This is a genomic window from Psychrobacter sp. Sarcosine-3u-12, from assembly GCF_002836005.1.
GTDB classification, from domain to species: domain Bacteria; phylum Pseudomonadota; class Gammaproteobacteria; order Pseudomonadales; family Moraxellaceae; genus Psychrobacter; species Psychrobacter okhotskensis.
The window spans coordinates 1-23,635 of the sequence record NZ_PJBY01000071.1 but is presented as its reverse complement, the minus strand read 5'-3'; the positions used below and the strand labels follow the sequence as shown (position 1 = coordinate 23,635).

At 42.8% G+C, this 23,635-nt stretch carries 16 protein-coding genes; 11 read left to right on the top strand and 5 right to left on the bottom strand.

Translation table 11 applies throughout. The features are described from left to right. Nucleotides 1-48: 48 nt before the first annotated feature. Nucleotides 49-714 (bottom strand): acyltransferase, encoded by a 666-nt coding sequence (locus tag CXF65_RS02140; protein ID WP_101210877.1) that lies wholly within the window; start codon nucleotides 712-714, stop codon nucleotides 49-51. Between the two features lie 222 nt (nucleotides 715-936). On the opposite strand from CXF65_RS02140, the gene CXF65_RS02135 reads away from it, so the two are divergent. The 6 genes from CXF65_RS02135 (at nucleotide 937) to gspK (ending at nucleotide 6,055) form a co-directional block, all read left to right on the top strand. Further along, nucleotides 937-1,725, top strand: a complete 789-nt coding sequence (locus CXF65_RS02135; RefSeq protein WP_025650824.1) for a TatD family hydrolase — start codon at nucleotides 937-939, stop codon at nucleotides 1,723-1,725. A gap of 233 nt (nucleotides 1,726-1,958) precedes the next feature. After that, nucleotides 1,959-2,642, top strand: coding sequence for a TetR/AcrR family transcriptional regulator (locus CXF65_RS02130; protein WP_025650823.1), 684 nt, complete (start codon nucleotides 1,959-1,961; stop codon nucleotides 2,640-2,642). Between the two features lie 204 nt (nucleotides 2,643-2,846). Further along, nucleotides 2,847-3,554 carry a prepilin-type N-terminal cleavage/methylation domain-containing protein gene (locus CXF65_RS02125; protein ID WP_101210876.1) on the top strand — a complete coding sequence of 236 codons (708 nt, stop codon included), beginning with the start codon at nucleotides 2,847-2,849 and terminating at the stop codon, nucleotides 3,552-3,554. 3 nt (nucleotides 3,555-3,557) lie between these two features. Further along, nucleotides 3,558-4,073, top strand: coding sequence for a type II secretion system minor pseudopilin GspI (gene gspI, locus CXF65_RS02120; protein ID WP_101210875.1), 516 nt, complete (start codon nucleotides 3,558-3,560; stop codon nucleotides 4,071-4,073). Further along, on the top strand, nucleotides 4,070-4,945 hold the full coding sequence (gspJ, locus tag CXF65_RS02115) for a type II secretion system minor pseudopilin GspJ (protein ID WP_101210874.1): 876 nt from the start codon (nucleotides 4,070-4,072) through the stop codon (nucleotides 4,943-4,945). The genes gspI and gspJ overlap by 4 nt, the downstream gene beginning before the upstream one ends. Nucleotides 4,946-4,963: 18 nt before the next feature. Further along, on the top strand, nucleotides 4,964-6,055 hold the full coding sequence (gene gspK / locus CXF65_RS02110; protein ID WP_101210893.1) for a type II secretion system minor pseudopilin GspK: 1,092 nt from the start codon (nucleotides 4,964-4,966) through the stop codon (nucleotides 6,053-6,055). 149 nt (nucleotides 6,056-6,204) lie between these two features. Here the strand turns inward: gspK and CXF65_RS02105 are convergent, their stop codons facing one another. The 3 genes from CXF65_RS02105 to ychF all read right to left on the bottom strand — a co-directional run bounded on the left by CXF65_RS02105 (nucleotide 6,205) and on the right by ychF (nucleotide 9,692). Beyond that, on the bottom strand, nucleotides 6,205-6,888 hold the full coding sequence (locus CXF65_RS02105) for a TetR family transcriptional regulator (protein WP_025650818.1): 684 nt from the start codon (nucleotides 6,886-6,888) through the stop codon (nucleotides 6,205-6,207). A gap of 117 nt (nucleotides 6,889-7,005) precedes the next feature. Continuing rightward, nucleotides 7,006-8,427: a deoxyguanosinetriphosphate triphosphohydrolase gene (locus CXF65_RS02100; protein ID WP_101210873.1), complete on the bottom strand. Its 1,422-nt coding sequence runs from the start codon at nucleotides 8,425-8,427 to the stop codon at nucleotides 7,006-7,008. 173 nt (nucleotides 8,428-8,600) lie between these two features. Further along, a complete protein-coding gene (ychF, locus tag CXF65_RS02095) occupies nucleotides 8,601-9,692 on the bottom strand; it encodes a redox-regulated ATPase YchF (protein WP_101210872.1) in 1,092 nt (363 codons plus the stop codon). 406 nt (nucleotides 9,693-10,098) lie between these two features. Here ychF and CXF65_RS02090 point away from each other — a divergent pair, with 406 nt between their 5' ends. Beyond that, nucleotides 10,099-12,279 carry an ATP-dependent helicase gene (locus CXF65_RS02090; protein WP_101210871.1) on the top strand — a complete coding sequence of 727 codons (2,181 nt, stop codon included), beginning with the start codon at nucleotides 10,099-10,101 and terminating at the stop codon, nucleotides 12,277-12,279. A 44-nt stretch (nucleotides 12,280-12,323) separates the two neighbouring features. After that, the gene (locus tag CXF65_RS02085; protein ID WP_101210870.1) at nucleotides 12,324-13,280 is read left to right on the top strand and encodes a WG repeat-containing protein; all 957 of its coding nucleotides are present in this window, start codon (nucleotides 12,324-12,326) and stop codon (nucleotides 13,278-13,280) included. A gap of 118 nt (nucleotides 13,281-13,398) precedes the next feature. Here the strand turns inward: CXF65_RS02085 and CXF65_RS02080 are convergent, their stop codons facing one another. Next, nucleotides 13,399-18,084 (bottom strand): AAA domain-containing protein, encoded by a 4,686-nt coding sequence (locus tag CXF65_RS02080; RefSeq protein ID WP_101210869.1) that lies wholly within the window; start codon nucleotides 18,082-18,084, stop codon nucleotides 13,399-13,401. Between the two features lie 237 nt (nucleotides 18,085-18,321). Here CXF65_RS02080 and CXF65_RS02075 point away from each other — a divergent pair, with 237 nt between their 5' ends. From CXF65_RS02075 to CXF65_RS02065, 3 genes are read left to right on the top strand one after another with little or no spacing between them, the layout of a single operon-like run. Beyond that, nucleotides 18,322-21,300, top strand: coding sequence for a contractile injection system protein, VgrG/Pvc8 family (locus CXF65_RS02075; protein WP_198551949.1), 2,979 nt, complete (start codon nucleotides 18,322-18,324; stop codon nucleotides 21,298-21,300). 32 nt (nucleotides 21,301-21,332) lie between these two features. Beyond that, the gene (locus CXF65_RS02070; protein ID WP_101210867.1) at nucleotides 21,333-22,079 is read left to right on the top strand and encodes a hypothetical protein; all 747 of its coding nucleotides are present in this window, start codon (nucleotides 21,333-21,335) and stop codon (nucleotides 22,077-22,079) included. A 1-nt stretch (nucleotide 22,080) separates the two neighbouring features. Further along, the gene (locus CXF65_RS02065) at nucleotides 22,081-23,625 is read left to right on the top strand and encodes a hypothetical protein (protein WP_101210866.1); all 1,545 of its coding nucleotides are present in this window, start codon (nucleotides 22,081-22,083) and stop codon (nucleotides 23,623-23,625) included. Nucleotides 23,626-23,635 lie beyond the last annotated feature (10 nt).

The window sequence follows — 23,635 nt, the reverse complement described above, 5'->3', positions numbered from 1 at the left end:
TAAATAGCAAAGTTTGGCATGGTAAAACTAGCCTTATACCCTGAGTCTTTAACGCTCCCAGCGTACATTTTGGCGAATGATTTTTGCAGGCGCGCCCGCCACCATACAATTTGGTGTGGTCACTGGTTTATTGACAAATGCACCGGCTGCAATGATACAACCGCTAGCGATAGTAACGTTTTTAGAGACAGTTACATTGGCAGCAATCCAAATATGATCGCCCAAAATGACGTTAGAGTGAGCAGGATTTAACCTCTTATTAGAGTCTATATCGTAAACCTTGTGGACGTCAGTCGCTCGAATTTCAATACCGCGCGATATCATGCAAGATTTACCAATAGTCACACTTTTATCACGTGCCAGAATATAGCAGTCGATGGCGGTAGTATGCTCACCGATATAAATATGCAAATGGTTGCCAACGATCAATAATTGCCCTGAGAACTTAACTTTTTCTCCAATCGTGACTTGATTGTGACTGCCGTTAATGTCGATTTTTAACTGATTAAATTTGCCGCCCTTACCGATAGTGATGTGATTGCCATGACCTTTACGAATGGTAATGGCTGAATTGCCAATGATGCGTACGTCTTTAGCAATCTTGATATGATTGTTGTGCCCTTTGTCTTGTAACAAAAACCGCTTTTTGTATAGTTGTTTGGGTAATAGGGTTTTTATAATGGGGGAGAGGCTGATGGTTTTTTTATGGTTCATAATAAAGGGCTTATGAAGAGTGAGTAGATGACGCAATGTTTTTGCTAACAAACCGCTTTGATGACGCAATGTTTTTGCTAACAAACCGCTTTTATGATTTATTAACTATCTGATAGTGTATCGTTAAACCTTACTTGAAAACAGCTCGCTTTAGAGCAATAAATAACCCTATTCATTTAACGTTTCAAACCTAATTTTTCTATTTTATTAACGAGATTGTTTATGTTTACTGATAGCCACTGCCATCTTAACCGTTTGGATTTGACCAAGTACGATGGTCAATTATCCGGCGCGATTGCTGCCATGAAAGAAGCCAATGTCACCCGAGCGATGGCCATTATGTGTGATTTTGCTGAATATGATGAAATTGCTAAAATCGTCAGCACTTATGGTGATGAAACGTTAAATCTCGGCATGAGCGTCGGTATCCACCCTTGTGAAGATATCAGCGTATTACAATCAGCGACGGTCGAACGTCTGATAGAAACTGCCGATGCCGAGCATGTGTGGGCCATAGGGGAGACGGGGTTAGATTATTATTGGTCGACGGAGAACAAAAAAGAGCAGCAAGCCAGCCTTGCGCGCCATATTCATGCCAGCCAAAGCTTGAAAAAACCACTGGTCATACACATGCGTGATGCCAAAGAAGATACCATTGATATCCTAAAGGCGGAAGGGGCGGAACACGGCATTATTCATTGCTTTACCGAAGATTGGGAGACCGCGAAGCAGGCGCTAGACTTAGGGTTTTATATCTCATTTTCGGGTATTGTTAGCTTTAAAAGCGCGCAAAATATCAAAGATGCAGCAAAAAATATGCCTAGAGACCGATTGCTTATCGAAACCGACAGTCCTTATTTAGCGCCTGTTCCTAAACGTGGTAGACCTAATGAGCCCGCTTATGTACCTTACGTTGCCAGTTGTCTGGCGGAGATGTATGGCTGTAGTAGCGATGACGTTGGTGCAATGACTGCAAAAAACTTTGAAAATTTACTGGCACAGTATCATTAAAATGGTTATGCTATGACCACTCAGTCATTTATTAGATAGTGTTATTGCTTTACGTTATTTTTAGTTATTATCTCAAACGTAAGCATATGATTATCAATGACTATTTAGCAAACATAAGCATATTCCCCTTGGTAGTCTTCGAGCAGACTTTGTATAGCCTCATACTCTTGTTGCCGACGCACTAATCTATACGATGGTCATATGCTTAATCTTGTCAGGTTTTAGGAGAGATTATGAGTCGTCAGCATCAGTTCAAGGCACGAGAAGAGAATATCTTAGCGATGGCAGAGCAACTGTTACTTGAGTCAGGCGATGGTGATATCACTTTAGACAGTTTGGCAGACCAGCTTGATTTGGCTAAAGGCACCTTATATAAGCATTTCTCCAGTAAAGATGAGCTTTACTTGCGTATTATTATTCGTTATGAAGAGCAGCTGTTTGAGATCAATCGAATTGATGACTGCCCATCGGCTGGTGTGGCCCGTATGATTTTTCAGCAATTATTCAATCCACAAAAAGCCATGCTCCTCAATCAAATCGAAGAGCGTTTGGCAGCATCAGTGACAGGTCTCAATCGCTTGTTTGGTGAGTTGTACGATATTCGCCGTCAGCGTATGAAGCGTTTGATTGATATTATCAGTGCGTATTTACAGGAGCAGCACAGCAATTTAAGTACGCGTGATTACTTGTCCTCGATTTGGGCGATGGGTCAGGGCGGCGCAGGATTATTGAACTCAAGTTTTTATCAGCGCTACTTGGGTCGCCGTGATACCTTGCGTTATGCTTTCGTTCAGCAAATGCTCGAGTTGCCTAGCCATTATCCTGCCGACGATGATGAGGTGATGGATGAGGATATGCAAGAGCTGGTGGAGCAGATCGATACTGAGTCCGAAGAGCATCGTAATACCAATTACTAGCTTGTTATTATGTTTTGAACATAAGCAGCTATTCTTTTATAAAAATCTGTGTTGTTATATTCTGTATGGCAGCACGTTAAATTTATTTTTTAATATGTGTACAGATTTATAGTTTTTATAACTCGTCACGTCTTTCGTCTTGTTTATACCATTCAATATAGCGTTATTTTTTAGTAGGATGACGCCATTCTAGATGACTTCTGTATGTCAAAACCGACTTCCTCGATATCTTCAATACCAGCTCTTCACGCGCCTAGGCATATCGGGCAAGCGGGCTTTACCCTTGTCGAAATTGTAGTGGTTGTGGTCATTCTGTCTATTTTTGCTGGCATGATGAGCTTATCAGTTGGTAGTAGTGAGTCTCGAAAAAACCGTGCCTTTTATGAACACCTTACCGATTCGCTGAGCTACGTTAGGCTATTATCCGCTGAGCGTATGCAGCCGATGGGCTTAAGCTTACAAGCGGATAAACAAGGTCAAGTAAACCCCGTTATTGTCACTTTATCAAATCCTTATATTGCCTATCAAACGGCTGAAGCCGCTTCAGATCGTACGGACAGTCGTGCTAAAAATGCCATGGAGTTGTCTACCGATTTGTCTGGGATGTCAGGTGTGAATGGGGACGTAGCAACGCCAAGTTGGGAGATTGAACCCGAAGTTACCTTACCTGAACTGCCTGCTGGAGTGAGTTTGAGTGTGCAAAGCTTAGATGCTGGTAACGCTGCTGCAAATGCTGGGCAGACTCAAACGCTACAACCTTGGTTTACCGATCAAACGGTACCGCAAATATTATGGTTTGGTACTGGGCAAGCGACACCGGTAACGATTGAAGTGCGTCATGAATCGCGCTTGGTGGGTGAGGTGATTACCATCATGCCTGATGGTAGTATGTCGCTAGGACAAGGACTGTAATGGATGATTAAATTACCTAATTCGCCTGTTAGTTCTGTTAATAAAGCCAGCAAAGCCATTTCATCTGAATCATCAGAAAAGTCATCGTTGAAATCGATACGCGAAAGCGGTTTTACCCTGATTGAAGTGATGGTCGCCTTAGCGATTTTAGCCGTCGTCGCTGTCGCTGCTAGCCGTGCCAGCAGTGCGTATCTCAGCTCGGTTGATGTGTTGCGTACCCGTACGCTGGCTCATTTCGTTGCCCAAAACGCGGCTGCCGATTTACAAATCCAAGAGACATGGCTAACCGCCAATCGCAGCCAAACGCTTAATGCGCAAGGTCGGGATTGGCAGGTGATGATGACAGTCGGCGATACCATTAGCCCCGCCTTAAAGCAGGTGACTATCGCTGTCGCACCTATTATCGATGGACAGACAGGCAGCACAGTGACCGATATTAAGGTGGTCTTGAGTAATCCAGAACAGGATATGGGTAGCCTTGATTTGGCGAGCCCAAATTCAAGTGGAGGCAGCCTGTGAGGCAGCAGCGTGGCTTTACCCTACTTGAGCTGATGGTCGCCATGGCAATATTTGCGATGCTGGCAGTGGCGGGTTGGCAAGTGTTTGATAGCGTGAACCGCGCCCGTGAGCGTGCGCAATTTCATGCTGATAATTTGGCTGTCTTGCAATATACCTATCTACAACTACAGCAAGACATAGGACAAATCATTCCTTACCAAGCACCCAGTACGCCCAGTACGCGAGATATCAGTGTCTCAACGAACACTACTAACAGTGACAGCACTCAAGCCAATATTATAGAGTCTGAGCCTTTTATGAGCTTAGATGGCGAGCATATTAGATTTGTACGCTTCGCAGATCCTGATCCACGCTACCAAAGTAGTGCCAGTGTGCAGCACATTGAATATATTTTTGCCGATGAGCGCTTAATTCGCCGTCAATATACCAGTCTTGCCGCTGGAGATGATAGCGTTAGCTTGGATAGCGTACTGCTAGAAGGGGTGACCGCAGCACGCTGGCAGGCCTATTTACCAGAAATTGCGACCAAATTTCCTGACGAAAACAGCAGTAGCAATAACAACAATACGACTAGAGCCTTTGGGCAGACGGCTGATACAGCGAATAGCCAAGCTGAGGTGCAATTATTGCCAAAAGGTATTGCCGTTAGCTTTACGTATCAAGATATGCCTATCACGTGGCAGTGGGCACTTGCCCCGCAGCCGTCTCCACGTGGTAGTATGCAAAATGCACCAAATAGCAAGAGCGATAACAGCAACGATAATGGCAGTAATGAGGGCAACAGTAATAATACTAATGGTAGCGATACTGCGAACGCTGGTGTGGGAAATGCTAATTTACAAGGTATTGACAATGTGCCATTGGCTCAATAATAGAGGCCGTTTATGTCCATGACAGCGCATTCTCAGCGCGGGGTAGCACTGCTGACTATCCTGCTATTGGTGGTCAGTATTACGGTGGTCGCCGGGGCAATGCTTGCTAGTCAAAAGATTGCCATCAGGCGTAGTGGCTTGTTGTTTGATCAAGATCAACTACTACAAGACATTGACGCCGGTCAGCAATTGGCTATGACTGTGATTCGCGCTGATAATAAGCTAAACGATACGGACAGCGAGCAAGATATTTGGGCGCAGCCGATACCACCCTATGCTCTAGATAATCACAGCATCAACATCGAATTGCGCGACGAAGCCAGTCGTTTTAATATTAATAACTTATATCAAAATGGTGCGGTTAATACCGCTGCGTTAATGGTCTTTCAAAGACTCTTAACACAATTAAATCTAGAGCCTGATATCGCCATTGCGGTACTGGACTATCAAGATGCAGATGGTGAGGTCTATCAAGATGGCGGTGATGAGAGCGTGGTATATTCGCAGCAGCGCAGCGGGGCAGTAGAGGGGATATTACCAAACCAGCCATTTATTAGCATCGATCAGTTACAAGACGTTCGAGGAGTCAGCGCTGAAGTGTTAGCAGCACTGCGCCCTTACCTTAGCGCCGTTCCTTATTATGTGCCTATCAATGTCAATACTGCCAGTCCTGAACTGCTGGCGTCTCTGATGGACGGTGTGACTAGCGAGCAGATGCGTGGGTTGACCGAGATGAGGCGCAAGCAAGTATTGCCATCTATCGATGAATTGTGGCAATTGCCAATATTGGGCGGTTTGAATGAAGAGCAGCGGGCAGCACTAACGCCACTGTTAGCCGTTGATAGTCAGGCTTTTACGGCGCTTATCACGGCAACAGACAGTGCCAATACAGGTCAAACAAAGCAACGTTTTGCAACCGTCTTGATTAGCAAAACCACCACTGATGATGGTGAGGCTAAAAACAGTAGCGATGCTAATAATAGCAGCGATAATAGTAACGATAAAAATGGCAATGATGCCAACAGTATAGGCAATGACAATAAGAGCAAAAAAGCGAAGTCAATTAAAGTTATTACGCAGCGTCTGTGGGCATTTCGGCCGAGTTTTTAGCTAGGGTCTGTTTAACATTTAAATATGGTACTGGCAGTAGCTATTTTTTAGACAATACGCAGTGAAATTTTTGACGGCAATTTATCTCATTTTTATGACTATTTTTGCAATGAAGACACGGCTTAGCACTCAAAGGTTGCATAGATTGCTTAGTCGTCGCTCAGACGAGTCTCTTCGGTAGACTTCCAGTTGTATGCGCCATAAAATAACATTTGTGCTTGGCGAGTACAGTTATGCAGCATCAGGTGTTTCTTTTTTTCAATTTCAGCCAAGTCAGCCTCATCATCATGATCCTCAGAATAGGTCAGCTCTAGCCAATCGATAATCCAAGAGAAGAACATATTGACCCCCGCTTCAGCCAGCAAGCGTCTATCGTAGGCGTTAATATGCGTAAATGCTGGCTGTAAAGCCAAATCTTCTGCTAAGCTTTGACCATGCTTTTTAATTAATTCATTGATTGCTTTGCGCACAGCTTCTGAACCACCATAGCGTTCACTGACCAAAAACTGCCAATAGCAAGGCTGCTCGCTGACCATATATAAAAACAGCTGAATACTCTTAGCGATTTGCCGATCAAAACTTCGCTTACGGCCAATTTGCAGGCTTTCGCTTAAGGTGGCGAGCGTCCCGCCCAACTCTTCAACCACCAAGGCCCGTCCAAGCGATTCCATATCATCGAAATGCCGATAAAATGCCGTCGGTACGACACCAACCTCGCGTGTCACCTGCCTGAGACTGATGGAGCTAAAAGACTGCCCTGTCATACAGAGATCGAGCACCGCATTAAAAAAGGCGTGCCGAGTTTGAAGCTTCTTTTGTTCGCGACTACTCATAATATTTCAAAATTATCCAATAGAGGTTTATCATACTCATTTCAGCGCAAGAATACGACTGAAATAGGCAATGAGTGTAAATTTACTAGACCTGCACTGGTCTTTTAAACCCTTAGTCTAAACCATTTTGCCCCAGTGACCTTGTAGTTCCTGCGCCAATCTATACGCCTCATGGTCATTCATGCCAGTAATAAAGTCCAATATATTTAAAATATTGTGATAGATATTATCTGATAATACCCGTTGATGCTCGTCGAGATACGGTTGTAGCAGTTTTTGTAGGCGCTGCTGCTCAAAGGATATTGGCGCAGTTTTTGCGTTTGTCCAAGCCAAGGGTATAAAGGCATCTAATAGACGATGCAAGCATTGGTTCGCCATCAATTCCATTCGCACTTTGCTTGGGTGATTGAATATTTGCTCACGGGCCAATTGTTTGGCTCGATTAATACCATTTTGCACATTTGTATCACAATGTGCAAATAGACTGCCATTGAGTGTTCCGGCTAGCAGCGACTCACTATTAGCAACAAAAGCATCGGTGACAGTATTGACCAAGCGCATCATCGCGCGCGCTCGTAGTGATGCTAGGCTTTGCCTAACAGACATGTGTGCTGGCAGACTAATATTGCTCGGCCGCTCACCAATCAATTCATAAAATATGGTGGCGACATCGCTATAGGTTAGCATATTCAGATTGATACCATCCTCCAAATCTATCAGTGCGTAGCAGATATCATCGGCTGCTTCTAGCAAATAGGCCAGTGGATGGCGGGCAAAACCATCGTGTTGCTGCGAGCGCGATAGACCCAAACAGGCTGCCAATTCTTCTAACTGAGAGGCTTCACTATAAAAGCAGCCAAATTTTTGTACATTGTTGAGCGAGCTACCTGAAGAAGTGCTGTCAGAAAAATAATTACTGTGCGTCGCTAGCCAAGGGTATTTCATAAAGGCACCCAACGTCGCACAGGTTAGGCGCATACCGCCCTTATCAGGATGATGCTCATTACGGGCGAGTAGCCGGAATCCTTGCGCATTGCCTTCGTAGGCCAGTAAGTCCAATTGCTCATTATTACTCAGATTTTGTAAAATAGCCTGACGATCAGGATGCATAAACCAATCGCGAATGGCATATTCTCCTGCATGACCAAAAGGCGGATTACCAATATCATGAGCGAGGCAGGCTGCTTGAACAATGACACCGACATCGGCTGGCGAGACGCCTGCTGGCAGACCGCTGGCTAATTTATCATGCAGTTTTTCTGCCGCCATTATTCCTAATGAGCGTCCAATACAAGAGACCTCAAGCGAATGGGTTAGACGAGTATGAATCCCCAATTGATTGGTCAATGGATGGACTTGGGTTTTTTGATTGAGCTGGCGAAAGGAGTGCGAAAATACCAGTCGGTCATAATCTTTATGAAAGGATGAGCGCGCGCTGTCTTGCGCTGGTGCTTTTTTATGGCTGCCCAAGCGCTGCGCACTAAATAGTTGTGCCCAATGTACACTGCTGTTAAGCGATTGATAAATATGAGCCGTCATAGTTTATGATCCGTTATTTTTATCATTATTTTAATAATTGCTTTCAGCGGATTTGCTGTTTTTCCAGATAACAGACGTTATTATAATAAAAAAAGCCAGCACAAAGGCTGACTTTTGGTTGTTCTCTACTAAGACTGTGTAAACACGCCATTTGCTTTATTGAACTTTGAAAGTTAGACGTTAAAACGGAAATGCATCACATCGCCATCTTGCACGATGTAGGTTTTGCCTTCCAAGCGCGACTTACCAGCCGCCGCGGCACCTTTTTCACCGCCATACTCGATAAAGTCGTCATACGCAATCACTTCAGCGCGGATAAAGCCACGTTCAAAGTCGGTATGAATCACACCAGCGGCTTGTGGCGCGGTTGCACCAACAGCGACTGTCCAAGCGCGAACTTCTTTGACGCCCGCAGTGAAGTAAGTCTGCATATCGAGCAGGTCATAACCGCCACGAATGACTTGGTCAAGGCCAGCTTCTTCCATGTCCATCTCAGCTAGGAAGTCTTTTTTATCATCTTCATCAAGCTGGGCAATTTCAGATTCGATTTGGTTGCATAGCGCAATAACGATGGAATCTTCGCCAGTCGCGTAGTTGCGTACTGCATCTAGATAAGGATTGTTTTCAAAACCATCCTCAGAGACGTTAGCGATATACATGGTTGGTTTTAGGGTAATGAGACCATAGCTTCTGATGAGTTTTTTCTCATCCGCGTCAAGATTGGCCGCGCGAGCCGCTTTCCCTTCTGCTAGCAAAGGTTCAACCTTTTTGAATATATCAAGTAGGGCCTGCGCATCTTTATCACCGCCTTTAGCCTTTTTAGTCTGGTTGTGAATGGCACGTTCCACTGCTTCTAAATCCGCCAAAGCTAATTCAGTATTGATGGTTTCGATGTCATCAATAGGGCTGACGCGACCATCGACGTGGACGACGTTGTCATCATCAAAGCAGCGTACTACGTGCGCAATCGCATCGGTCTCACGAATGTTGGCTAGGAACTGGTTACCCATGCCTTCGCCTTTTGACGCGCCTGCAACTAGACCCGCGATATCCACAAACTCCATCGTCGTCGGTAGTACGCGTTCAGGATTGACGATGTCAGCCAATTTCTTTAGGCGTGGGTCTGGTACTGGCACGATACCCGTGTTGGGATCTTTGGTACAAAACGGAAAGTTTTCAGCGGCGATACCCGCTTTGGTCAAGGCGTTAAACAAGGTAGATTTACCCACGTTTGGTAGGCCGACGATGCCGCAATTAAAACCCATAACATGCTCTCAATATATGAATAAAATCAGTTGGTACTTAGTCAATATAAGACTTGGTAGTGAGTCATTATAAAACTGAGTTAAATAGTAAATCAAAATTGGGCATATTGTAGCAAATTTACCGGAATAGGGGTGAGGTTGTTGTGCGGTATACTGAGATTTTGTCCGAGTCTTTCAGAGTCATCGCCAGCAATTTTGCTGTTTTATCAATTATGGTAAGCTGTACTATAAAATAATAATTTAGCTGACAAGCGCATTGAAGGTGAGTACCTATAACTCGCTAAACTTTACTAACAATCTTAACTATTAACACTAAAATCCCTTAGCTACATCTCTGCACTGCTGCGTATTAGGTGCTTTATACAGATAAAAGCGGCTAACATAAAATGAAAGGCAAATTCCTATAATGACATCCACTATTTTTGACACGCACCGCTATCACTATCCGCAGAACTTTATGGAGATTAAGCCTAAACTTGCGCGTCTTGAAAAAGCGATTAAAAAGCTAGAGGCAAATCTAATCGACGCCGACGATGCTGCCAATGTTGCGCTGCTGAAGCAAAGGTTAAATAGTGATTTAGGCTTAAAAGTAGATTACGCCAGTGAGCTCAATCCTGACCAACTGCTGGCAGCTACTACTATCGATGGCAAGGTATTGGTCATCGCCGGTGCTGGCTCTGGTAAGACCAAAACATTGACGTATCGTACCAGTTATCTATTAGAGAACGGTGTACCTCCTAAGCAAATATTGCTACTGACCTTTACTCGAAAAGCCGCCAATGAGATTAAGAGTCGCGCAAAAACCTTGCTTACTAACACTTTATCGGACAAAGAGTTGTCCGAGGACATCTTGCCGACCAGCAAAGTGCTAAACGACATCACTAGTGGTACCTTTCACTCATTCTGCAATATGCTATTGCGTCAGTATTCAGGGCTGCTCGGTATCAACCCACGATTTACTATCTTGGATACAGGGGATGCGGAAGACGCGATTGACTTGATTTATAAAGAAAAAAAGTATCCTGCCCAAACTAAGAAACAAGCTTTTCCACGCAAGAAGACCTTACAAAATATCTTTTCAACCTCTAGGAATCGCCGCATTCCTATTCGTAATTTGATCGAAGATAATTATCCTGATATCGCTATTCATATTCCCATTATCGAGCAGTTGGCTGTCGACTTTCACGAGTATAAACGCGCCAATCATCTCTATGATTTTGATGATATTATTAGTCAAGTAGTGCGTCATCTAAAGTCCAACAACAAATTCCGTCAGCTGCTACAAGAAAACTATCGCTATATTATGGTTGATGAATATCAGGATACCAATATTCCGCAAAAGCAACTGATTGATCTTATCTGTGCGCCAGCCTCGGTCTCGCTGATGGTCGTTGGCGATGACAATCAAAGTATCTACGGCTTTCGCGGCGCTAATTACGAGAATATTTTACTCTTCGGTGAGACCTATCCAGAAGCGAGCCTGATTAAACTTGAGCAAAACTATCGCAGTACACCGGCTGTTTTAAATTATATCAATGCCTTATCCGCACAAATCACCTTGGGGTATCAAAAACAGCTCTATTCAAACGCTACTATAACGGGCGAAAAACCGATATTTAGCCGCCTGAGTGATGAAACGAAAGAAGCTAAGTTTATTGCTGATAAGATTATCGAGTTAAAGCCAGATCAGGATTACAATGATTTTGCGGTACTGTGCCGCACGTCTTTTCAGTCCAATTATGTACAGTTAGAATTTATGGAGCGTCATATTCCATTTATCGTGGTAGGGGGTATTAAGTTCGTTGAGCGCCGTCATATCAAGGATGTGTTGGCCTTTATTAAAATTCTTTATAACCCCAATGATACGATTGCATGGCACCGAATTTTGACCTTGTTCCAAGGAGTTGGGGCAGTCACTGCGACGCGTTTGACTCAAGCGATTAATGCTGATAATAATTCTTTTGAACCATTGCTGACGGCAAAGTTTGCCAAAAAAAGTGAGCAACTTGAGCCTTTGTATCATACTCTGACTAAGGCAAGTCAGGAAGAATCAGTCGAGACTATTATTGAGCGTATTTTAGAGTTTTATATTCCTGTCTTAAAAACGATTGAAGAGAACTGGCGTGAGCGTAGCGAGGATTTTCGTGTGCTTAAAAACTTAGCAACAGAGTACAGCAGTCTTGATAATTTCTTAGAAAATCTGGCGCTCGATCCGCCCAATGACTCAGTGGCAACGACCAGTCAGCCTGAGGAAAACGATAAAGACAAAGTGACGATTTCGACCATTCATAGTGCTAAAGGGCTAGAGTGGCCAGTGGTGTTTGTCAATTCACTCGTTGATGGCATCACGCCGCATCATCGCTCTTTAGATGACTTTGAGGAGTTAGAAGAGGAACGAAAATTATTTTATGTCGCCTGTAGTCGTGCCAAGACCAGACTGTATCTGACTGCGCCTGATTACTTCGCCAGTTATTCAGGGTATTTTGACAAGCCATCAAGATTTATCGCGGAGCTGTCTGCCGATGAGGTCACCGTCGAAGCTTCTAAACAGGTGAGAGAGGAGAATGATGATCCAGTGTGGTGGTAGTGTTCGATTAAATTCACGGTAATAGTATTTCGAGGTATTAGGTTTTGTATAAGCAAATAGCTAAAGCTTTATTAGTCCCAATTATTGCTTCAATAAGTAGTTTGCCTGCTTTAGCTGCTGAGGACTGTATGCCGCCGAAGAGTAACTATAGAAATATTCAATGTACTGATAATACGCATCTATTTGTTGCCTATGATGACAATTATCGCCCACAAGCGTTACTCAATATAAAAGGTAAAGTAACAGCTAGTCTCAAAGATTTTGATAAAGTTGAGGCGTGGTTGTACAGCGATGGATTTTTTCCTGTTTTAAAAAACGATCAAGTCGGCTATATCAACGAACAAGGTAAACTGGTCGTACCTACTATTTACGACAACTTAATAGATCCTAATGATAAATATAATGAGGTTTGGGCAAACCCTGTTTATCAAGGTAAAATTGTCGTTGTAAAAGATGGTGCATATGGTGTCATCGATACTAACAATAAAGTTATTCTCAGTTTTGAAAATAACTACGCCATGATGGATTCTTTTAGCAATGATAGGGCTCCTGTTTATGACTTTAATACGGAGTTATGGGGTCTTATAGACACTAACGGTAAAGAAGTTGTTGCCCCGCAATACGACGGTCTGGATGGTCATTTGGGTGGGCACTATGGTTTTAATGAAGGTCTGCTCGGTGTAATTAAAGATGATAAATGGGGATTTGTTACCAAGACGGGAGCTGTTGCTGTCCCTTTCATTTATGATGAAATAAGACCTTTTAGTGAGCAGCTCGCTGGCGTGCGTAAAGGTAATCGTTGGGGCTTCATAGATGGTGCCAATAGAACTGTCATTCCTTTCAAGTTCTCGGACGATAAAGTACAGAGGATGAGCGTTACTTCTTTTGGTGCAACGTATTTCAATTTTAATAATGGTACAGCGCAGATAGAAGAGAAAAGTGATGGTACGTCTGTCTGTATTAATAAGCTAGGTAAAATAGTGGCTTGTAGTGAATGGTGATTCTTTAAGTTTAAGTATAGTTAAGAACAGAAAAATCCGTGCTTTGATAAAAGACGGATTTTTCTTAAGATAATTATGATAGTCGCTATGAACTGAGTATCTAGCAGGCTATAAATGTTTAGGTCTCGGCTTCAATATCGATCTGTGGTGCATCAACAGTCGTGACGATTCTAGATTCAACATACGAGCTGCTATATGCCGTGTCGGTAGTGATTGGATAAATCTCTAAACGTTCTAATTCTGCTAATAAATCTTGGACGACTTCACTTTTACGAGTGACAAAAGTGGATGCAAAGCAGCGCCAGAATTTCCAGCCAGCACGCTCCAAAATACGCTGACGTTGCATATCGCTGTCCCATTTGTCAGGCCCATGATATCTATCGCCATCACATTCAATGGCTAGGCTATTGTCATTTTCACCTTCTACTACCATATCGATTCGGTATGCACCTGCTTTCACCTGTGGGGTGACTCGATAGCCTCTCTCAACCAAAAGGTCAAAGACTTCTGTTTCAAAGGGAGACTCACATTTCTCACGCAAATCAGAAACTTCTGCTTCATCTTGCATGAATGGTCCTTGAAAGTGTTTAATAAGCGCTGATCGGTAGTGATCGGCTTGGCTTAGCTCATCCAACTCAATACTGCGCACCAAATACATTCTATCGCGCGCTCTTGAGGCCGCGACATTCATTCGCTGGGCGAAGGTATCTCTCGTTTGTGCATGGGCAGCTCCGGGTGCCACTACCAATGACAAAAACATGATATCGCGCTCTTTACCTTGAAAGGTTCTGGCATCACCGCAAGCAATATCAAAAGCAGTCATTACTGCTTCATCCAATTCTTTATTGAGTATCTCCATAATATTATGTGCTTGCTTGTTGCCTAGCAATGAGACCACACCGATGGTTTTACCTTTGTAAGCTGGGTCAGAGACGAGGGTTTTGATCTCATCGACGATAAATCTGACTTCTGAAGGATTAATATCAGAGCCTTTAAGACGATAGCCATCGGTGACATAAATATCAACCAATGGAGGATCCAAGCGCTCTGAGGGTTTGGCTTTACGCAAAGGTATCAGCTCATGGTTGTAAAACTCACGTTTAGAGAACTCAATGATAGGTGCCACACTGCGAAAATGTTCTTTTAGCATCACACTGCTATCTGCAAAAACGACTTTGAATAAATCGTAGATTGAACGATCAGGTGACATTTGTGAGCGATAGACAGGGACTTGATTACTCAGATATTGTGCCATCAAATTACGAATCTTTCCGATGTCGAGCCCCACGCCTTCTGGCGATACTTGCTTATCGTCACCAACGATTAACACTTTTTTGGCTCTCATGATGGCTGGCAACGCCGTTAAATCAGACTGAGAGGCTTCATCGATGATAACCAAGTCAAAACTGCCAAACTCTGCTGGCAGGGATTCAGAAATACGATAATGCGGCATAATCCAACATGGGATAGCAGCACTTGCTCCCGCAGAGGCTTCGCGGGCTTCACGGCGGTAATAATGCGCTCCTTTGCCTGTTCCTTTACCGATACGCATAATGGCAGAGCGATATTTTTCTAAAGACGCTCTCACGTTTGGCGTCGCATTTTCTGCGACCTTTAGCCAGGCTCTTTTGGTGATGGCTTCTTGATAGAGTCTTGCAAGATTTACTTCTAAATTGCCACGAGTTTTGGCAAGTTGAACCAACTCTTTGCGACCATCGATGCTGTTTATAAAGTTGGTCAATCTAGCAATTCGCCAAATCTGCTGCCAGTTATCAGGCAGTAAGTCATCAGATGACAGTTTATCAGGTGACAACGTATCAAATGACAACGTATCTTGAGAATTAAGACAAGGCTCATGGCGCAATTGATTTGCCCAAAGTGGCGCACCACTGTCGTCGATAAGCTGAGTAACGGCAGTGACCGTCTGTAAGTCTGTTGCAAGATTATTTACTCGTTGTAGTTCATTCAACAAGTCTTTCCACGTCGTCTCTAACATCTCATCTGACAATGTTTGACTACCGATTTGCTGATTTAAAAAGAGCGTTATTTTTTCACTAATAAAGCCATTACAGTTAGTAAGCTTATTCAGTAAATTTTCTTTTAGCGTGAGACTTTCTGCCAATTTATGTCTCTTTAAGTGTTTTTTAAGAACGCCCTCAATCTCAACTAAAACATCTTTATTATAAGGTGCAGTAGAAATGATATCCCAGCCCAAGAAAATAGCATGTAACGCTTGTCTAATAATGTGTTGTAGGTTGTTGCTACCGACAATGTTTTCATATAAATGAACGGCTGAATTCAAATTAGATAAGTTATCAGGTGCTACGTCGAATATTGGTAAAGACAAGTCATTTGATAATGCATTCCAACGAATAATTAGCGCCTGAGATTTTTTTCTAAAGTCTATATAGCTCGATATATATTGCCAGTCTTCTACAGTTGAGGGTTGCGAAGAGACAATCGTGATAGCTTCAAGGATCTTCTTCTCAGCAGACTTACCAAAAATCCCAGCGATACCAAATGGTTTCTTGCCTTCGGATAAGTTTTTGACCGCGTCAACAAGCTCTGGATTTTTATCAAAACCATCAGCCATCGTGATAGGTTTGGTTAAATAAATGGTTCTCTCATTAAAAAGCGACTTAATCTCATCGTTGAGTACAGTTAGATGAGCGATGATGTCTTGCTTAGTCTCATCAGCTAAGCTCTGCTGAATATGAGTCGTCCAATCCTGCCCAGCCACTGCAATCTTTTGAAGAAGATCAATTAAACGAGAGGTATTAGAAGCAGCATCGTGAGCCATGCTGATAGTGCTATCGTTTTCGTTTGCTAAGCTTGGTAGCGCTCCTTGCTTTTCAGCCTCCTGCGACTCATTGAGATAACTCAAATCCTTGTGCAGTTGTTTTATGGTATTGATAGAAGGGAAGTCTGCAACAGCAGGTGTTTTTTTATCAAGATAATCCAAATCGCTTCCGAGCTTTATTCTTATTTTTCTTAGTTCAGTCATATCGGCATGAGTAAATCTAGGCTTAAATGTCTCTTCTATGCCTAATGTATCTAGAAAGCTTTCGATAAGCTGCCTGTTTTGAGCAACCTCAGTCGCTGCATCTATGGGCTTGATGGTTTCGCTATCTATAACGATATCATCAAGATTTAACCGCGCCCAAGCCGTAATCTTATTGTCAGTACTGGCCAGTTGCGCATGAATGGTATCGATTTGGTTATCAAGCATGACGATATCTTTTTTGTAGGCATCTTGATTGATACTAGATACTTCACTTGATATTTTTTTAATCGTATATTCGAACTGTTTTAAACCCTCATTTTCACTGGTCAGTAGACTAACCGCTAGCGGGCGAATGGATTCAGGCAGTTTTTCTTGCAGCACCTTTAATGCAGGATCTTTCATCGACGTGACTAACACGCGTTTACCCAGCGCTAAATAATGACAAATAACGTTGGCAATAGTATGCGTCTTGCCTGTACCAGGAGGGCCTTGAACGACAACGCCGTCATGGACATTTAGTTGCTGTACGATTTGTACTTGTTCGTCATTGAATGCTTTAGGAAAATATAGCTCAGCTGGCGTGCCTGTATAATTTTCACTGCCGCTGACCATAGATAGACCACGATAAGCGGGTAGTATGATTTCTTTATTTTCTGTAGCAGGCTCGGTCAACATTGCTATAAGAGCATTTGGTAAAGGAAGGTCATCGCTATTTTCAAGCTGAATGGCGAATTTATCTAAATCTTGCAAAAATATATTATTGCTTCTAGGGCGCGCCATAATGACCCATGTATCAGTGACGATAAGGTGATTTTGCGCCTTAGGTATTTTTCGTTCATCTGTAATGGTATGGTCAGGCCAATAAACGCCGGAAGCATCAAGCAAGGTCACTGCTGATTTCAAAATAGGCTCATAGCTACTTGGCAAGAACGGATTTAATAAAACATCCTCTGCTTCATAAAACGCTTTACTGTCTTTTAATAGACTGGCCAAACCTTGGTTCTCATCCATAGAGAAAGGTTCAGTCTCAAGCGTAGAAGGAGAGGGGTTGGGCTTTATAAGTAGAGCCATTGTCTTTTGATCTAATACAATTTCTACAGATTGTGTTAGTAATGGATACTTGATTTGCTCGCTATTCTGTCCATTATCAGTATTTTTTCTTACAGCAACACCGACACCCCAAACCAGCTCAAGCGATTCATCAGCTAGGTTGCCTTGTAGAATTTGATTGAGCTTAAATAACTTTGCATATAGAGCAATACTTTGGCGTACAAGCTTCTCTTGCACTAGCCAAGGCTTCCAAATGTTTTTGAGATAATCATTAAATTCATCTTGTAAAGATTCTCTTTCAGAAAAATCTTTTAAATAAACTTCTTTTTCTGATAATTCTACTTCTACTTCTAATTCTAATGTCTCATCCTGATAGTTGTCCTCGACTTCAAACGGGGTGAATACTTCTTCATAAGCGATAACACCATCATCTATTAAGTTTTTTACATAGATTTTTTCTTTCAATAAAGGCTGATCGCCAAATTTTATTGGAAATGTTAACCAATGTGCTAATAGTGAGCTGTTGGGTTTAGGTGCTGAGTTTTCACGCAATCGCTCTAAACGAAGCCAAACGTCATCGGAGGTATCGTCGGTGATGTTCAGACTGATACCTGGCAAGCCTATCGTTTGTTCTTCAGTACAAGTGAAATCACTGTGTTTAGCAAAATCTTGAGTAGGCGCTTTTTTCATTAAAGCACATTGTTTAATGAATTCAATTTGAGAGGCCAGTCTTTGTGCGTAAATACTCATTTATTAAGTCTTCCAAATCATCAAAAATATTAGCGATTACTTCACTGAAAACACAAAGACCAAACTATAGCATAGAAATTAAAATCAAACTTTTATGTCCTAATAAGTGTATCAATAGTTACTAATACTTGACAATATTTCAATAAACCCTATACTTTTTTCATAGGATAGTCTAGTAACTTTTGTTGGTAATCTATCGGTTTTGCTTTTAATGTCGTAATGATGAGAATCCCTTTTATGCCCTCACAAACTGCCCGTCTACACCAAATCAGCGTTGGCAGTGACATTTTAGCAACTACCTCCCTTTATCCAAGTGCCTTTTTCTGGACAAGTAGCCTCAATCAAAGCTCCTTTATTCACATACTAATGTTCAGTTATGGTTTTTTAGATATCGACGCATGTCTATCTTTAATCAGCACAACTGTCTGTTTAACCACACTATCTGCAGATCGGATGCCTACTTGTCGGACAGGCGTCATTCAGGCAATTCGTTATCAACATTCTGATGGGGCCATGCACTTTTACACCCTTGATGTTGTCACTCCTAACTGGCAATTGACCCAGTCCATCCATACTCGCAGCTTTACCCATCAATCCACCCTAGATATCATCACCAGCATCCTTAGCGATTACGACTTTAACTGGCAGCTCTCAGAGCAACTACTCTCATCAGAGCCACTAACCACACAGCTCGCTATGCGTATGCAGTCTGATGTCAGCGATTATGACTTTATTACCGGCTTGCTTGCCGATATTGGGGTCACCACCTATTGGGTATCAGGTGACTCAGTGGATGAGCTTGGCTATTGGTCTTTAGTCAGTGCGCTAGACGAGAATGAGTTATCACCACTTGACTATAGCTACGAGAAGTCTTCAGTACAGTCTGGTACAGACTCTGTTGACGAGCTACAGATGATCGCCAAGCAGTTAGGCACTCGCACAGTGGTGGTACGCGCCGATGGACTCGCCGCTGATACTATCTATGAAGGCGTAGCAGATGACGACTCTCAGCTGGCACTAGATGATACTGCTGTCTTATTAGGGGCACCATCTCGGGTATATAGCGACGAATCTGCTACCCGCTTAGCTGAGCAATGGGTACGCGCCAATGGCTGCAATAGAGAATATTATAGCGCCACAGGTGCCATGCGTGGCCTAAGTATCGGTAGCAGGGTTAGCATCAACAACCTACCTTCTATTGGCCATTTATCTACATACTGTACCAGCATGACCCTCGTTGGTATTGAGCCTGATAGTGACAGCGTCTCCTACCACAACCAAGTGCTGATAAAAGACTGGATAGCGCGTACCGCAAAGCAAGTAACGCAAACAGCACTTAGCGCCATACCCGAGCATGGCTACGACATCGCTCGAGATACTGGTATCTGGGTAACCGCCACCTTACTAGATGCTGCTATTCCTTACTGTCCCTATCCAAGCCAGCAATCTTTTGTGAGCAGCACCTATACAGGTCTGACCCAAGCTCGTACCGGCGATACCAGCACTTCATCCTCGCCAAGTTACGACTCTAGTGTCACAGATGAGGGTCTACAACAAACCATCACCACCCCTGTTTGGGCAGGTATCAGCCCACATGATTATGGGGTGACACCACCGCTGCGTAGCCTGCAACTGTCCTCAGGCGCCACTCACGGCTGGCAGTTTGCCCCAAGGCTGGGACAATCCGTCCTTTTAAACTACTGGTATGGTGATATCGACAGCCCCGTGATCAGCCGCGCCCTCTATGACGGTATAGGCATGGGCGATAGTGACGACAATGACATCACTAGCCGTGATGCCGGACTATCCAACAGACATAACCTACAAGGCGGATCCTCGCCAAGATGGCATGGTGGTGGTCTGGGACACTCGCAAGTTAATGACGACGATAGTCACCAAGGCTGGATATCAGGCATCGCCCAATACGGACTGACCTCAGATAGTGAGGTCACCCTTCTCTTTGATGACACCCCAAACCAGATTGGCATGCAGTGGAGTGTCAACACCAAAGCCCATGCCAACGCGCAACACCCAACCACAACAGACAAAGCCACCTTCGCCCCTGACGAGCACATCTTAGAGCTTGGCGTCCTGCGTCATCGCTATAGCAATCATCAATCCACGATAAGCGGACAAGGGGTTAACCTCGCCACTGACCATGGATTGCAAGCGACAGCAGATAGCGGCGTACTGCTCTCCACCTTTGGTATCAGGCATAGTCAGACCGAGCATGAGTCAGCGTGGGTCAATGACTCGCGGCAACGGCAATTAAAACTCGGTGCACAGCTGAGTGAGACCTTAGCGGAGGCTAAACAAGCGCACTTGCAATCAACGAAAGAGTTAAAAAGCGCTAACGATTCTATAAAAGCGTTTGAAAAGGCAGCGCAGGTCATCGACGATACCCTGCAAACCGAAGTCCTTGGCGCACCCGATGTATCGATAGTGAGTAAAGAGAGTATTCTGACCTCAGCCAGCAACACCCTAACCACCGCAAAGACCATCGTCCGCCAATCAGGCAGCACGCAGTCGGATGTAGTCGCAGGAAACTATACGCTCACCGCAGATAGTATTGAGTCATTAGCAGGGGTGGGTGGTCAAGCTCAGTTATCGGGTTTACATATCAGTGCCAACACAAAGCCACTAGCGATACAAGCACAGGGCGGTGAGCTACAACTGCATAGCCAGCAAGGTATGACGATCGGTAGTGAGTCAGGACAAGTGAATATCTCCAGTCCTAAGCGCATCAAGTTCCAGACCTCTGCGGGGGCGTCACTGACGATTGATGAGAGTGGCATTAAGCTGGTGTGCCCAGGGGAGATTAAGATAAAAGCGGTGAAGAAGGGTTTGGTAATGGGTGGTAAGGTTAATGCGCCAGTAATTGCTTTGCCGACTTCGGGGTTGTTTAGTAAAGCATTTGATCTTAAAAAATTACTGCCACAAGATTTAATAGACCAAGGCATCAGTTACAAGCTAATTAATCACTCTAAAGGAACAGAGTTTGAGGGTAAACTTGATGAAGAGGGTCAGACATTAAGAGTATTTGGAGATAAAGCTGAGAAGGTTGAGCTAGAGATTCTTGGCAACGTGAACCATAAAGGAGAGATTAAGGTCACTGATGTATCAGATCAGATGGAGTGCAATAATTGCTCTATTGAAGACCTATTTGAAGATTGTGGCGATAATCATGCACATGATGAAGACGACTTTGGCTGTTAGACCTCTTACAGAGTAAATTTATAGGATAACCTATGTACTTATTAAGCAATAAAAATCTATGCTTCTTTTCGATATTCCTCTTTACTATACCATTCATCAGTGTAGCTCAAACCACAAACGAAGAAGATTATCAAAATTATTTAGATAGCATACCACGCGTTCAGCTTAAGATGATTCCTAATCCAAAAGAAGAAGTAAACGAATCTTTCAACCAAACCAATGAACCAGATTCAGTGAGCTATATCGATAAACTAAATAAAGAACTGGCAATCGATAAAGTTCCTTTTCGGTATGTAGATTATGAGTATAGCGATGGGAAATTCACTACTTATCCATTTGAACTGGTGAATGAGAAATTGCCAACGATAGAAGGTAGTAATCCTAATTATGATAAAAGATACGACAAAGCCTTTCAAAAAATGATTTCCAAACTCGTCAACCCTATAGATCTTGCTAAAAAAGAACTTTATGCACTGGGTTCTCAAAATGCAGGAGTATATATACAAGATATAAGCACTAATAAAAAGTATGTATTCAACGAGATTTGCTTCGATAATAAGTGTGCTATAGGGCAAGTATTCTATATCTTTAATCCAACCAATTATAATATGACAGGTATGCTATACGATGGTTGTTCATTTATCAAAGATAATATAACGGGTAATGATCAGCGTACTAAAGAGCTATTACGAAAATATATTGATAAACAAGATCCTCTGAATCATAGCTACGCTCCTAATGCTTGTAAAAAACAGTTATCAATAACGGGGGAAAAGTAATATGAGCTCACTAGTAAAACCAGTTAAAGATGTTACTTATACTCCTGATAGAGTCGGCTACATTAGAGCGGTTTCTAGACAAGAATCATCCTCAGATCTACGCTATTCTTATACTTATAAGGGTAAAAACAAAGAAGGCGGGTATGTAGACAATCCAGCATCTGTTAGAAGGCTGAACCCTTGGGACTATGTAGGGCTATTCCAATTTTCTGAGATAGCACTAGAAGATGTAGGTTGTTATAAAAAAGACAAAACTAGAAATGGTGAACATCAGGATTGGGGAAACAAAAAAGATAAATATTGGACTAATAAGTACGGTGCTTCATCATTTGATGTCTTTAGAAATAGTGGTGAAATACAATTGAAAGCAATCCAATATTGGATTGACCGCTTATGCAACTATATGAGAAATATAAATGCAAATGAATTTTATGGTAAAACTATTACAGAAGCGAAAGATCTTGATCCTTTTGAAGTAACAGAATCGGGAGTCATTGCAGCTAGACACCTAAAAGGTGATGATGCTGTAGTAGATTTTCTGACATCAAATGGAAAAATTAACAAAGTTGACGGTAATAAAACCAGTGTTGGTAAATATATGAGCTTATTTGCTCATTACAATATTCAAACTTGTTGTAAACGAAAGATATACGTAAAGATTGTAGATGACAAGAAGGTGGGCATTGCTAACAAAGAAGTTGAAATTAGCTCTGAATACAAAGGTACATTCAATCTAGGTAAAATAGTAGTTACTCATAAAACAGATAAAGATGGCAATTTACCCGTAATAGTCAGACATCCGAAAGCGAAAATTCAGTTAAAAATAGATGGTAAACTAGTTGAAGCTATAGTCCAAAAATCAGATCAGGTACAAGGGTATGAAATAGTCTACTTAGGTAAACACAACTATTCATCTAAACTATCAGAACATGAAAAATTGGAAGCTACTAAAGAAAGTAAAGATACCGATAGCAGTACCAATAGCGTTGAACCAATTGGATCAAATCAACACAGTGAAGGTAGCGATAATAATGAGAAAATTGATGAAGTCACCTTTAACATAAAACTAGTAGAAGCAGACACGGGCAAACCATTGCCAAAAGCAACCTACCACCTTGAGTATAAAAACAATATCAAACCGCATCGAACTGACAGCTCAGGTATTGAGTCAGGTATAAAAGCTGATATTAGCCAATCTATCAGTGTTTATCTTGATGATGACGGCGGTAAAAAGCAATCAATCTACAGCATGGCATTTCCAGTGACAGGAGACTTGAACGGACAGACCAAAGTACTTAAAGTTCCTGTCGTAACCCTACAACTTATATTCATTGATAAAAACAAAAAGCCTGTACCTAATTACGAGTTTAAAACCGTCTACCGTGGGCGTACCTCTGAGATTAGAAAAGCCAATGCAAGAGGCATAGCCACTGTTAAAGCACTGGCGGGACAGCAACTAAAAGTCATTCATGTAGCCGCAAATAAATTTACCAGTAGGACTTACGCAACCACCAATTCAGGCGAGCGTAACTGCTCGCACAGATAGTTATCAAGTA

What these genes read in the sequence shown, in the direction of transcription:
- CXF65_RS02140 (WP_101210877.1), bottom strand. Translation starts at nt 714, where the DNA reads ATGAACCATAAAAAAACCATCAGCCTCTCCCCCATTATAAAAACCCTA.
- gspI (WP_101210875.1), top strand. Translation starts at nt 3,558, where the DNA reads ATGATTAAATTACCTAATTCGCCTGTTAGTTCTGTTAATAAAGCCAGC.
- gspK (WP_101210893.1), top strand. Translation starts at nt 4,964, where the DNA reads ATGACAGCGCATTCTCAGCGCGGGGTAGCACTGCTGACTATCCTGCTA.
- CXF65_RS02135 (WP_025650824.1), top strand. Translation starts at nt 937, where the DNA reads ATGTTTACTGATAGCCACTGCCATCTTAACCGTTTGGATTTGACCAAG.
- CXF65_RS02070 (WP_101210867.1), top strand. Translation starts at nt 21,333, where the DNA reads ATGTACTTATTAAGCAATAAAAATCTATGCTTCTTTTCGATATTCCTC.
- CXF65_RS02080 (WP_101210869.1), bottom strand. Translation starts at nt 18,084, where the DNA reads ATGAGTATTTACGCACAAAGACTGGCCTCTCAAATTGAATTCATTAAA.
- ychF (WP_101210872.1), bottom strand. Translation starts at nt 9,692, where the DNA reads ATGGGTTTTAATTGCGGCATCGTCGGCCTACCAAACGTGGGTAAATCT.
- CXF65_RS02065 (WP_101210866.1), top strand. Translation starts at nt 22,081, where the DNA reads ATGAGCTCACTAGTAAAACCAGTTAAAGATGTTACTTATACTCCTGAT.
- CXF65_RS02125 (WP_101210876.1), top strand. Translation starts at nt 2,847, where the DNA reads ATGTCAAAACCGACTTCCTCGATATCTTCAATACCAGCTCTTCACGCG.
- CXF65_RS02100 (WP_101210873.1), bottom strand. Translation starts at nt 8,427, where the DNA reads ATGACGGCTCATATTTATCAATCGCTTAACAGCAGTGTACATTGGGCA.
- CXF65_RS02105 (WP_025650818.1), bottom strand. Translation starts at nt 6,888, where the DNA reads ATGAGTAGTCGCGAACAAAAGAAGCTTCAAACTCGGCACGCCTTTTTT.
- CXF65_RS02075 (WP_198551949.1), top strand. Translation starts at nt 18,322, where the DNA reads ATGCCCTCACAAACTGCCCGTCTACACCAAATCAGCGTTGGCAGTGAC.
- CXF65_RS02130 (WP_025650823.1), top strand. Translation starts at nt 1,959, where the DNA reads ATGAGTCGTCAGCATCAGTTCAAGGCACGAGAAGAGAATATCTTAGCG.
- CXF65_RS02090 (WP_101210871.1), top strand. Translation starts at nt 10,099, where the DNA reads ATGACATCCACTATTTTTGACACGCACCGCTATCACTATCCGCAGAAC.